8 protein-coding genes are annotated in these 11,858 nt (G+C 60.6%); 4 read left to right on the forward strand and 4 right to left on the reverse strand.

Features of this window, described 5'->3' with window-relative positions; translation table 11 throughout:
- Positions 1-224 precede the first annotated feature (224 nt).
- Complete coding sequence (locus tag ACP7B0_RS23260) at positions 225-1,592, reverse strand: inorganic triphosphatase (protein WP_426144099.1); 1,368 nt, start codon at positions 1,590-1,592, stop codon at positions 225-227.
- Positions 1,593-1,753: 161 nt separating this feature from the next.
- On the opposite strand from ACP7B0_RS23260, the gene argE reads away from it, so the two are divergent.
- Together argE and argA are read left to right on the forward strand one after the other, a co-directional pair.
- The gene (gene argE, locus ACP7B0_RS23265; protein ID WP_426144101.1) at positions 1,754-2,902 is read left to right on the forward strand and encodes an acetylornithine deacetylase; all 1,149 of its coding nucleotides are present in this window, start codon (positions 1,754-1,756) and stop codon (positions 2,900-2,902) included.
- Positions 2,903-3,028: 126 nt separating this feature from the next.
- Positions 3,029-4,327 (forward strand): amino-acid N-acetyltransferase, encoded by a 1,299-nt coding sequence (argA, locus tag ACP7B0_RS23270; protein WP_426144102.1) that lies wholly within the window; start codon positions 3,029-3,031, stop codon positions 4,325-4,327.
- Positions 4,328-4,445: 118 nt separating this feature from the next.
- On the opposite strand, the gene gshA is transcribed toward argA, so the two are convergent.
- The 3 genes from gshA to ACP7B0_RS23285 form a co-directional block, all read right to left on the reverse strand.
- A complete protein-coding gene (gene gshA / locus ACP7B0_RS23275) occupies positions 4,446-6,032 on the reverse strand; it encodes a glutamate--cysteine ligase (RefSeq protein ID WP_426144103.1) in 1,587 nt (528 codons plus the stop codon).
- Between the two features lie 227 nt (positions 6,033-6,259).
- A complete protein-coding gene (locus tag ACP7B0_RS23280) occupies positions 6,260-6,643 on the reverse strand; it encodes a PaaI family thioesterase (RefSeq protein WP_426144104.1) in 384 nt (127 codons plus the stop codon).
- Positions 6,643-8,967 (reverse strand): Tex family protein, encoded by a 2,325-nt coding sequence (locus ACP7B0_RS23285; RefSeq protein WP_426144106.1) that lies wholly within the window; start codon positions 8,965-8,967, stop codon positions 6,643-6,645. The genes ACP7B0_RS23280 and ACP7B0_RS23285 overlap by 1 nt, the downstream gene beginning before the upstream one ends.
- A gap of 365 nt (positions 8,968-9,332) precedes the next feature.
- On the opposite strand from ACP7B0_RS23285, the gene ompR reads away from it, so the two are divergent.
- The gene (ompR, locus tag ACP7B0_RS23290) at positions 9,333-10,073 is read left to right on the forward strand and encodes a two-component system response regulator OmpR (RefSeq protein WP_426144107.1); all 741 of its coding nucleotides are present in this window, start codon (positions 9,333-9,335) and stop codon (positions 10,071-10,073) included.
- Positions 10,074-10,230: 157 nt separating this feature from the next.
- Positions 10,231-11,553 carry an ATP-binding protein gene (locus ACP7B0_RS23295; RefSeq protein WP_426144109.1) on the forward strand — a complete coding sequence of 441 codons (1,323 nt, stop codon included), beginning with the start codon at positions 10,231-10,233 and terminating at the stop codon, positions 11,551-11,553.
- Positions 11,554-11,858 lie beyond the last annotated feature (305 nt).

Below are 11,858 nucleotides of genomic sequence, written 5' to 3' on the forward strand. Positions count from 1 at the left end.
GACGAATAGCTTCGGCTTTTTCTTCGGCAGTAACGACCCGAAATCCCATGATGCTTCCTTAGGTTGATACTCCTACATCATGGTCCATAAATATTGAGCCACAACAGCTTGCTCGCGATGGCGTCCGGTCAGTCAACCTGTCAGTGGGTCGAAATATCGAATCGCGAGCAAGCTCGCTCCTACAGAAGGATCAAAGGCGCAGTGATAGGGCCGCTCCGATCGACTTACAACCGCAACAAGGTTTTCCAGGCGCGGCTCTGGAATACGACGATGGTTTGTTGCACGCGGGCGTCCAGCACTTCGTCGCTGATGGGCTGTTCGGCCACGTGAACCAGTTTGTTCAACTCGCCGTACAGACGATCCAGTTCCGGCAAATCCAGCGCGCTCCGGGCGTGATGCAGCCAGGCTTGAATACGCTCGATACGCGGCAGTTGCTCGGCGAGGTCTTCCGGCTGTTGCTGATAGCGGCCCAACTGCAACGCAGTCGCTTCGTCCGCCAACAGACGCGGCAGCCAGCTGGCCAGTTGTGCCGCGCCCTGACGATTGCCACGGTTGTTGCGCTCGGCGGTCCAACTGCGGGTCAGCAACCAGCGGGACGTGTTCAGCGAGAACAAGCCCCAGCGAGTGTCCTGCATTTCTTCCAGAAATTGCTCATGGGCCGCGTTGCGCACGTCGCCATCTTCCTGACCGGCCTGTACCAGTGGGCGCCAGTCTTCCAGCAATGCGTCCAGCGCCGTGCGCAGTTCGGCTGAAGAGGCGCGCGGCGCGGCCTGACCCAGACTGCCGGTCAGCGAGCGCAATTCAGCCAGCAACGCGACCCAGTCCTGCAACAAACGCCAATGGCCATTGAAACGGTATTGCTCGGCCAGACGCTGACTGCTGCCCAACAGATGCCAGGCCAAGGCTGAGTAAGCGTCGTCCAGTGGCATTTCGGCGTGCAGCTGCGGCGCGGGCAAGCTCAGGGAGTAACTGTTGGCGTCGAACAAACGATAGCCGCGCTCAGCCTTGCTGATGTCGCACGGCATCAACGGCAGCGTCGTCGCCAGCTCAGCCGCCAGCTCCAGCAACGCCGCCGGATCGCCTTCGCGCAATTCCAGCTCCAGTTCGCAGATTTCTTCTTTCTGCTTGCCGGCGACAACGTGGCCCAGGTCCAGCGCGGCCTCGATCACCACCTTGGCCTTGCCACGGCCCCAGGCAATTTCCGCCTTCTCGCGGATGAAGTCAGTGGTGAATAGCGGTTTGATGGTTTTTTTGTCCAGCTCGGCCAGTTGCTCAGGCCAGCATTCGCCATCCAGCTTTTTCAGGTCCAGCTTGGCTTTGGGCAGGTCCCAGTTGTACTCGTTGCGCTCGGACAGGCCCGCGATGCTTTGCCCGCGGGTCTTGAGGGTCTGGATGATCTGCTCGCCATCGCGACGCAAGCGCAGGGCAACCTTGGCGTTGGCCAGGTCGCGCTCCGGGGTGTCGAAGTACTGGTTGGACAGCTCAAGACGCTCCCAGCCGCTTTTGTTGCGCTTCTTCAGCAACGGGTGTTCGCGCAGTGCAGCGAGGGTTTCGCGGCTGACGCGGAGTTTGATTTCTGTTTCTTTTTGCATGGCCGGGAATCCAGACGCTGATACTAAATACGGGGCGCAGCCTGTTGTCGCGTAGCTGCTGAGGTCATGCAGTGTACAGCACACTGTCTGTTACGGTTTATTACCAACACCCAATACCCCTATGATGGTTCGCGTGTTGACCCGCTTTGAGGAATCACCCCATGCCCCTGCCGTCCATGAAAGACCAGTTTGCCGCCCTGATCGCTGCGCCCTCAGTGAGCTGCACCCAGCCTTCCCTGGACCAGTCCAACCGCGCTGTCATCGACCTGTTGGCCACCTGGCTGGGCGATCTGGGTTTTGCCTGTGATATCCAGCAGGTCTCGCCGGGCAAATTCAATCTGTTGGCCAGTTTTGGCAGCGGACCCGGCGGGCTGGTGCTGGCCGGACACAGCGATACCGTGCCCTTCGACGGCGCACTGTGGCAGACCGATCCGCTGAAGCTGACGGAAGTGGACGGCCGCTGGGTCGGACTGGGCAGCTGCGACATGAAAGGTTTTTTTGCGTTGGTCATCGAAGCCGTGCAACCGCTGCTGGACAAACCGTTCAAGCAACCGTTGCTGATCCTCGCCACCTGCGACGAAGAAAGCTCCATGGCCGGTGCCCGGGCGTTGGCTGAGGCGGGGCGGCCATTGGGGCGCGCCGCCGTCATCGGTGAGCCTACCGGGCTCAAGCCGATTCGCCTGCACAAGGGCGTAATGATGGAGCGCATCGACATTCTCGGGCGCAGCGGTCATTCGTCTGACCCAAGCCTGGGGAACAGCGCGCTGGAAGCCATGCACGACGCGATCAGCGAGCTTAAAGGCCTGCGCCATCAATGGCAGCAGGAATACCGCAATCCGCAATTCAGTGTGCCGACGCCGACGCTGAATTTCGGCTGCATCCATGGCGGCGACAACCCCAACCGGATTTGCGGCCAATGCTCCCTGGAGTTTGACCTGCGACCACTGCCCGGCATGGACCCCAGCGTGTTGCGCGCCGCGATCAGGCAAAAGCTGGAACCGCTGGCCGAGTTGCATCAGGTGAAAATAGACTACGCCCCGCTTTTTCCCGAAGCGCCGCCCTTTGAGCAGGATGCTGACTCGGAGCTGGTCAGGGTGGCCGAGCGTCTGACAGGGCATCGCGCCGAGGCTGTAGCATTTGGCACCGAAGCGGCTTATTTTCAGCGCCTGGGTTGCGAGACGCTGGTGCTGGGCCCTGGCGACATTGCCTGCGCCCATCAACCCGGCGAATACCTCGAAATGTCACGCTTGCAGCCTACTGTGCGTCTATTGAGCCAGTTGATTGAACATTATTGCTTGAGCCCGCAATGAATCGGGCCTTGTTGACCATCCAGAAAAGGAGAGTGCGCGTGCTGCCAGGCCTGTTCCGACGATAACCATTTCACGGTTGTGAGTGTTTCTGTCTTTCGTCCAATTTTTTTGCAGGCTCTCAAAGTTATGCACGAGTACGTCAACTGGCTTCGCCATGCTTCTCCCTATATCAATGCCCACCGGGATCGCACCTTCGTCGTGATGTTGCCCGGTGACGGGGTCGAGCACCCTAATTTCGGCAATATCGTCCACGACCTGGTGCTGTTGCACAGCCTGGGCGTGCGCTTGGTGTTGGTCCACGGCTCCAGGCCGCAGATTGAAAGCCGTCTGGCGTCGCGTGGCTTGACGCCGCAGTTTCACCGCAACCTGCGGGTCACCGATGCCCAAACCCTGGACTGCGTGATCGATGCCGTTGGCCATTTGCGCCTGGACATCGAAGCGCGACTGTCCATGGACATGGCCGCCTCGCCCATGCAGGGTTCGCGCCTGCGGGTGACCAGCGGCAATCTGGTCACAGCGCGGCCTATCGGCGTGCTTGAAGGTGTCGATTACCAGCACACGGGCGAAGTGCGCCGCATCGACCGCAAGGGCATCAGTCGCCTGCTGGACGAGCGTCATATCGTGTTGCTGTCGCCCATCGGTTACTCGCCAACCGGCGAGATTTTCAACATCGCCTGCGAAGACGTCGCCACCCGCGCCGCTATCGATCTGGGGGCGGACAAGCTGCTGCTGTTCGGTGAAGAGCCTGGCTTACTGGATGAACAGGGCCGACTGGTGCGTGAGCTGCGGCCGCAGCAGGTTCCGGCGCATATGCTGCGCCTGGGCACCAACTATCAGGCCGAGCTGCTGGAAGCGGCTGCCGAAGCCTGTCGCGGCGGCGTGGGGCGCAGTCACATCGTCAGCTATGTTGAAGACGGCGCGCTGCTCACGGAGCTGTTCACCCGTGACGGCGGCGGCACCCTGGTGGCCCAGGAGCAATTCGAGCTGGTGCGTGAAGCGGCCATCGAAGACGTCGGCGGCTTGATGGACTTGATCACCCCGCTGGAAGAGCAAGGCATTCTGGTGCGTCGCTCCCGGGAGGTGCTGGAGCGCGAGATCGAGCAATTCAGCGTGGTTGAGCGCGAAGGGTTGATCATCGCCTGTGCGGCGCTGTATCGCATCGCGGATTCGGACGCGGGCGAGCTGGCGTGTCTGGCCGTGAACCCGGAATACCGCCATGGCGGCCGTGGTGACGAGCTGCTCGAACGCATTGAAATGCGCGCTCGGGAGCTGGGCTTGAAAACGCTGTTCGTCCTGACGACCCGCACCGCTCACTGGTTCCGTGAGCGTGGCTTCGAGCCCAGCAGCGTTGACCGTCTGCCAAGCGCCAGGGCGTCGCTTTACAACTATCAGCGTAATTCGAAGATCTTCGAGAAGGCGTTGTAAGTAGCTGATCCTGTAGGTGTGAGGCTTACCCGCGAAGTCGATGGTTCAGGCGCAGAAGGTGCGCTGGATGTACCGACTTCTTCGCGGGCAAGCCTCGCGCCAACAGCTTTGGCGCTCGTCAGTTACTGATCCGCAAGATGCTCGCCTGATAAGCCCCCACGAACGTATCGAAATCCACGACCTCTTCGCTCTGTTCCAGCTCCGCCTGTTCGGCAATCGAAGCCTTGGCCAGGGTTTCGAAGTTCGCTTGTTCCTCAACGCTCAGCGGGTTGCTGCGGAAATACGCTGCATGAAGCTCGCTCTGGCGCATGGAGAACGCAGTGAAGCCTTCCTTGTGCTCGTTCATGCTCGCCAGGACCTTGGCTGAAGGCGTCAGGGACGAGTCGTTGACCTTCGATTGCTGGGCCGCGAGGGACTTGACGTGCTCGTCGGTGCCTTGCGCCTGATCGAGCAGTTCGGCAATCGGCCTGATTTTCTCAAGCAACTCCGTGGCCCACACCTTCAAGTCGATAGTGCCATCGTTACGATTGAGCGCCAGACCCGGACGGCGACCTTCCTTGACCACGGTCAGGAAGTTGGATGCAGCGTTGCTGCACTCGTTCTGCGCCAGTTGCGGGCTTTCCTGCAGGGCGCAATACAGCACGAACGCATCGATGAAGCGCGATTGCTGCAAGTCGATGCCGGTGGGCAGAAACGGGTTGATGTCCAGGCAACGCACTTCAACGTATTGCACACCACGGGCAACCAGCGCCTGAATCGGACGCTCGCCCGAATACGTCACGCGCTTGGGACGGATGTTGGAGTAGTACTCGTTTTCAATCTGCAACACGTTGGTGTTGAGCTGAATCCACTCACCGTCCTTGTGGGTGCCGATTTCGACATACGGCGCGTAGGGCGTAGCCACCGCTTTGCGCAGGCTGTCGGTGTAGCTGAGCAAGTCGTTATAGCAGGGCGTAAGGCCCGCCTGCGCGTTGCTTTGATAGCCCAGGTCGCTCATGCGCAAGCTGGTCGCGTAAGGCAGATACAGCGTGTCAGCGTCGAACTGATCCAACTGATGTGCCCGCCCGCGCAGGAAGCCTGCGTCCAGCGCCGGCGAGGCCCCGAACAGGTACATCAGCAACCAGCTGTAACGGCGGAAGTTACGGATCAGCGCGATGTAGGCGTGGGACTGATAGTCACGATCACTGCCTTCGAATGGCTCGGTTTGCTTGAGCAGCGGCCAGACGCTCTCCGGCAGCGAGAAATTGTAGTGAATCCCGGCGATGCACTGCATCGTCTTGCCGTAACGCAGGGCCAGGCCCTTGCGATACACGTACTTGAGCTTGCCGATATTCGAGGTGCCGTAATAGGCAATCGGAATGTCTTCTTCTGCGGGCAGCGGGCAGGGCATCGACGGGCTCCACAGGAACTCGTTGCCCAGCTTGCTGTAGGCGAATCGATGGATCTTGTCGAGGCTTTCCAGCGTAGCCGCCGGATCAGCCAGTGCCGGTGTGATGAACTCCAGCAAGGATTCGGAATAGTCCGTGGTAATCAGGCTGTTGGTCAGCGCGGCGCCCAATGCCTTGGGGTGCGGCGTCTGGGCCAGGCGTGCGTCGCCGGTCACGCGCAGGCATTCGCGCTCAATACCGTGCAGGCACTGCTCCAGCAGGGAGAGGTTAGTGCGCTCGCTAAGCATAGCCAGGCGGCGGTTGAGAAGTTCGCTCAAGTTGGATTCCTTCACGCGTCAGTCGCCCCAATATGGGGGTGGACCCAACGGTGTACAAGGGTGAGGTAGGAACTGGCGTTGTCGCCTGGTTTTGGGCTTATATCAAACGATTGCAGCCACTGGTTCGAAAACGCCATTACCCGTTGCTCATTCTGGCCACAGCGAACACGGAAAATTCCGGCGCTGGATTCGCAACGCCGAAATTAACTCATATCCAGTCGCGAGAGCTAGAGCACGGCGAACGTGCCTTGTGCCTTTGCGACCAGCTTGTCGCCCTGGACCACTTCGGCCTCGACCACCAGCGTGCGACGGCCGGCGTGGAGCACCCTGGCGATGCACAGCACTTCGCCGTCGGCGACCGCACGCACGTAGTTGATCTTGCATTCGATGGTCGCGCTGCGCTGATCGAAGCCGTGGGAGCTGGAGCACGCCAGCCCCATGGCGATATCCACCAGGCTGAAAATCGCGCCGCCGTGCATCACGTTGCCCCGGTTGCGCAGGTGTGGCTCCAGCGGCAGCGCCACCTCGGCCACGCCCACATCCAGACGCCGCAACTGACAGCCGAGTGCGCGAAAATACGCGCTCTCGGTAAGGCCTTCAGGGATTTCCATCAGCGCTTCTTGATTTGCTTGGCATTGGCGAACAGCGACGCCATGGCGTTGTTGGCCGGGGCGGCGGTCTGGGTTTCCTTGCGTGGCGCATTGCTCTGCTGCTGGCGCGGGGCCGAGCCTGGGCGAGCGCCGCGAGCGCCGTCGATTTTCTCGCCCGGCGTGTCGCTCATGCGCATCGACAGGCCAACGCGTTTGCGCGGGATGTCCACTTCCATGACTTTGACCCGGACCACGTCGCCCGCTTTTACCGCCTCACGCGGGTCCTTGATGAATTTTTCCGACAGCGCGGAAATATGCACCAGACCGTCCTGATGCACGCCGATATCCACGAACGCCCCGAAGTTGGTGACGTTGGTGACAACGCCCTCCAGAATCATGCCCAGTTGCAGATCTTTCAGGTCTTCCACGCCTTCCTGGAACTCGGCAGTCTTGAACTCCGGACGTGGGTCGCGCCCCGGCTTTTCCAGTTCCTGCAGGATGTCGGTCACCGTTGGCAGACCGAACGTTTCGTCGGTGTACTTCTTCGGGTCCAGGCGCTTGAGGAAGCTCGCGTCGCCGATCAGCGAGCGGATATCACGGTCGGTTTCCGAGGCGATACGCTTGACCAGCGGATAGGCTTCCGGGTGAACCGCCGAAGAGTCCAGCGGGTTGTCGCCGTTCATCACGCGCAGGAAACCGGCCGCCTGTTCGAAGGTTTTTTCGCCCAAACGCGGGACTTTCTTCAACGCCGCACGTGATTTGAATGCGCCGTTTTCGTCACGATGCGCCACGATGTTCTGCGCCAGTGTGGTGTTGAGGCCGGAAATCCGCGCCAGCAGGGCAACCGAAGCGGTGTTCACATCGACGCCAACCGCGTTCACGCAATCTTCCACCACGGCGTCCAGGCCACGGGCCAGCTTGAGCTGCGAGACGTCGTGCTGGTATTGACCGACGCCGATGGACTTCGGATCGATTTTCACCAGTTCGGCCAACGGGTCTTGCAGGCGACGGGCGATGGACACCGCTCCACGGATCGACACGTCCAGCTCCGGGAATTCCTTGGCGGCCAGTTCGGAGGCTGAGTACACCGAAGCGCCCGCCTCGGACACCATGACCTTGGTCATCTTCAGGCCTGGGTATTTTTTGATCAGCTCAGCGGCGAGCTTGTCGGTTTCGCGGCTGGCAGTGCCGTTGCCGATGGCAATCAGGTCCACCGAATGCTTGGCGCACAGCGCAGCCAGCACGGCGATGGTCTGATCCCACTGGTTTTTCGGCACGTGCGGGTAAACCGTGGCGTAGTCCAGCAGCTTGCCGGTGGCGTCGACCACCGCGACCTTGCAGCCGGTGCGCAGACCCGGGTCCAGCCCCAGGGTGGCGCGTGGGCCCGCCGGAGCGGCCAGCAGAAGGTCGTGCAGGTTGTGGGCGAACACATTGATGGCTTCGGTTTCCGCTGCTTCGCGCAGCTCGCCGAACAGGTCGGTTTCCAGATGGCTGTAGAGCTTGACCTTCCAGGTCCAGCGCACCACTTCGCCCAGCCATTTGTCGGCCGGGCGATTCTGGTTTTGCAGACCGAAACGCTCGCTGATCATCATTTCGCAAGGGTGCAACGTGCCGGGCAACTCTTCGCCGACCTTCAGGGCCGAGCTGAGGAAACCTTCGTTGCGGCCCCGGAAAATCGCCAGTGCGCGGTGCGACGGCATGCTTTTGAGCGGCTCGTCGTGTTCGAAGTAGTCGCGGAACTTGGCGCCTTCTTCTTCCTTGCCGGCCACGACCCGGGCGCTGATTACCGCTTCCTGCTTGAGGAAGCTGCGCAGTTTGTCCAGCAGGGTCGCGTCTTCGGCGAAGCGTTCCATGAGGATGTACTTGGCGCCTTCCAGCGCGGCTTTGACGTCCGCGACACCTTTTTCGGCGTCCACGAAGCGCGCGGCTTCGGTTTCCGGGGTCAGGCTCGGGTCGTTGAACAGGCCGTCCGCGAGTTCGCCCAGGCCTGCTTCAAGAGCGATCTGGCCCTTGGTGCGGCGTTTTTGCTTGTAAGGCAGGTACAAATCTTCGAGGCGGGTCTTGGTGTCAGCGAGTTTGATGTCCCGGGCCAGCTCGGGAGTCAGCTTGCCTTGCTCTTCGATGCTGGCAAGGATGCTGATGCGCCGCTCGTCGAGTTCACGCAGGTAGCGCAGGCGCTCTTCAAGATGACGCAGTTGCGTGTCATCGAGGCTGCCGGTCACTTCCTTGCGGTAGCGGGATATGAAGGGCACGGTAGAGCCTTCATCCAGTAGAGCTACGGCCGCTGCGACCTGTTGCGGGCGGACACCGAGTTCATCGGCGATGCGGCTGTTGATGCTGTCCATAAGACCACCTGGAGTGTGTGAGCAGAAAAGTGGCTATGCTCGGTGATGCTGCGTTGAAAACAGGTTCCGGGTACTCGCTTACCCTGGGTAAACCGAGCGCGTGCGCCTGTTTTTGCCTTGCCTGACCTGTGCGCGCCGACTTTTCATAAAGACTTTAGCGAACTGCCACGTTCAGGCGTTGCCTGAGTTCGAGGGCGGCGCATTATACCCAGCGCTGCCCGATTAGGGGATCAGCCGATCAAACCGTTCTATTTGTGCCGTGAAAGAAGCTCTCAGTGGCGGCCCCGGTAAAATCTGCTAACAATGCACACGGTGCGCATCACAGCAGCTACGCCATAATGCGCGCTGAGATCAAAGGAGCATCTATGAGCAGCACTGCACAAACTGCTGAAGGCGAAAAAATCCTGATCGTTGATGACGATCCCGGGTTGAGCAGCCTGTTGGAGCGTTTTTTCACCAGCAAGGGTTATCGTGCCCGGGCGGTTGCCAACGTCGAGCAAATGGATCGCCTGTTGGCGCGCGAGGTGTTCAACCTTGTGGTTCTGGATTTGATGCTGCCCGGTGAGGATGGCCTGTCTGCCTGCCGCCGTCTGCGCGCAGCCAATAATCAGGTGCCGATCGTCATGCTCACCGCCAAGGGTGACGAGCTGAGCCGCATCAAGGGTCTGGAACTGGGTGCGGACGATTACCTCGCCAAGCCGTTCAACCCTGATGAGCTGATGGCCCGGGTCAAGGCTGTCCTGCGACGTCAGGCCGCGCCGGTGCCTGGCGCGCCTGGCAGCGAGGATGAGTCGGTAAGCTTCGGCGACTACGAGCTCTCCCTGGCAACCCGAGAACTCAAGCGTGGCGAAGAAGTTCACATGCTCACCACGGGTGAGTTTGCCGTGCTCAAGGCGTTGGTGATGCATGCCCGTGAGCCGTTGACCCGCGACAAGCTGATGAATCTGGCCCGTGGTCGGGAGTGGGATGCGCTGGAACGATCCATTGACGTGCAGATTTCCCGTCTGCGTCGCCTGATCGAGCCGGACCCGTCCAAGCCACGCTATATCCAGACTGTCTGGGGTGTTGGTTATGTATTCGTTCCTGATGGTGCCGGTAATCGATAATCGGCTTGCGTCAGCATTCGAGGCCATTGCCAGTCACGTCGATAACCTTTGAAGGGGTTATCGACGTTTTGGTTTTCGCGTTCCTGCGTTTGACATCACTCGCGATTCGCAAACCCTGCGAGCCTGGCTCGCCCCTGCAAAGTGTATAGCTGCAGTTATGAAAACCCCGCTCTGGTTTCCGCAAAGCTTTTTCTCCCGCACCCTGTGGCTGGTGCTCATTGTCGTGCTGTTTTCCAAGGCGTTGACCCTGGTTTACCTGCTGATGAATGAGGACGTGCTGGTCGACAGGCAATACAGCCATGGCGTCGCATTGACCCTGCGCGCCTATTGGGCGGCGAACGAGAACGACCGCGAAGCCATTGCCGATGCGGCGGGGCTGATTCGTGTGGTGGGCGGTGGCGTACCTGAAGGCGAGCAGCATTGGCCGTACAGCGAGATCTATCAACGCCAGATGCAGGCTGAGCTGGGCGAGGACACTGAAGTCCGTTTGCGCGTTCACGCACCGCCCGCCTTGTGGGTGCGTGCGCCGAGCCTGGGTGACGGCTGGCTGAAGGTGCCGCTGTATCCGCATCCGTTGCGCGGTCAGAAAATCTGGAGCGTCCTCGGCTGGTTCCTGGCCATCGGCTTGCTGTCCACGGCGTCCGCCTGGATTTTCGTCCGGCAACTCAATCAGCCGCTCAAACGCCTTGTCTTCGCCGCCCGCCAACTGGGCCAGGGCCGTAGCGTGCGCTTGCCGGTAAGCGACACGCCCAGCGAGATGACCGAGGTTTACCGGGCCTTCAACCAGATGGCTGAAGACGTCGAACAGGCCGGGCAGGAGCGTGAACTGATGCTGGCCGGTGTTTCCCATGATCTGCGCACACCGCTGACCCGCCTGCGGCTTTCGCTGGAATTGATGAAAGACGAAAACGAGCTCACCGAAGGCATGGTGCGTGACATCGAAGACATGGACGCCATTCTCGATCAGTTCCTGGCGTTCATCCGCGATGGCCGTGACGAGGAAATCGAAGAGGTCGACCTCAGTGATCTGGTGCGTGAAGTGGTCGCGCCCTACAACAATCCAGAGCACTCTGAAGAACAGATTCGCTTGTGCCTGGAAACAATCCCGCCGTTCCCGCTACGTCGGGTGTCGATGAAGCGACTGCTGAACAACCTGATCGGCAATGCCATGCACCACGCGGGGAATGGCATTGAGGTGGCGGCCTACGTGTCGGGCGACGCCAACGCGCCTTACGTCGTGCTGAGCGTTCTGGACCGCGGGGCGGGTATTGATCCATCGGAGCTGGAGGTGATCTTCAATCCCTTCATCCGTGGCGATCGTGCCCGCAGCGGCAAGGGAACCGGCCTGGGCCTGGCCATCGTCAAGCGAATCGCGGCCATGCATGGCGGCAACGTGGAGCTGCGCAATCGCTCGGGTGGCGGTCTGGAAGCGCGAGTGCGCTTGCCATTGGGGTTAATGTTGCCTAGAGACGCGGTCTGAAAGCAGCGCTAATGCCTGGCGATACAGACTGTAGATACTCTGTTGCAGAGTATTGGAATCGCAAGCATATCCAGCAGCGGCCACACGTCGCAATTGTCGTCACCCTTGAGTCCTGCGCACCTTCACCCGCCCAAGGCTGGAGGTGAGTCAGGCAAAAAATATCGCCTTAAAAATCCGCCATGCGGATTTGCTTTTCCGTGCGGCGATCTGGCAGACACCGCCAAACGCGCGTCGGGAGGCTGAGCGCAGGTGTCGTGGGGTGGGGCGACCGGCATGGATGCCGGTCGAGCGCCGTTGGGCCATGG

Origin of the sequence: Pseudomonas sp. DWP3-1-2 (genome assembly GCF_049896285.1) — a bacterium.
GTDB lineage: Bacteria > Pseudomonadota > Gammaproteobacteria > Pseudomonadales > Pseudomonadaceae > Aquipseudomonas.

Excerpts from the sequence above, each read along its gene's own strand:
- ACP7B0_RS23260 (WP_426144099.1), bottom strand. The coding sequence starts at position 1,592 with ATGCAAAAAGAAACAGAAATCAAACTCCGCGTCAGCCGCGAAACCCTC.
- argE (WP_426144101.1), top strand. The coding sequence starts at position 1,754 with ATGCCCCTGCCGTCCATGAAAGACCAGTTTGCCGCCCTGATCGCTGCG.
- argA (WP_426144102.1), top strand. The coding sequence starts at position 3,029 with ATGCACGAGTACGTCAACTGGCTTCGCCATGCTTCTCCCTATATCAAT.
- ACP7B0_RS23280 (WP_426144104.1), bottom strand. The coding sequence starts at position 6,643 with ATGGAAATCCCTGAAGGCCTTACCGAGAGCGCGTATTTTCGCGCACTC.
- ACP7B0_RS23285 (WP_426144106.1), bottom strand. The coding sequence starts at position 8,967 with ATGGACAGCATCAACAGCCGCATCGCCGATGAACTCGGTGTCCGCCCG.
- ompR (WP_426144107.1), top strand. The coding sequence starts at position 9,333 with ATGAGCAGCACTGCACAAACTGCTGAAGGCGAAAAAATCCTGATCGTT.
- ACP7B0_RS23295 (WP_426144109.1), top strand. The coding sequence starts at position 10,231 with ATGAAAACCCCGCTCTGGTTTCCGCAAAGCTTTTTCTCCCGCACCCTG.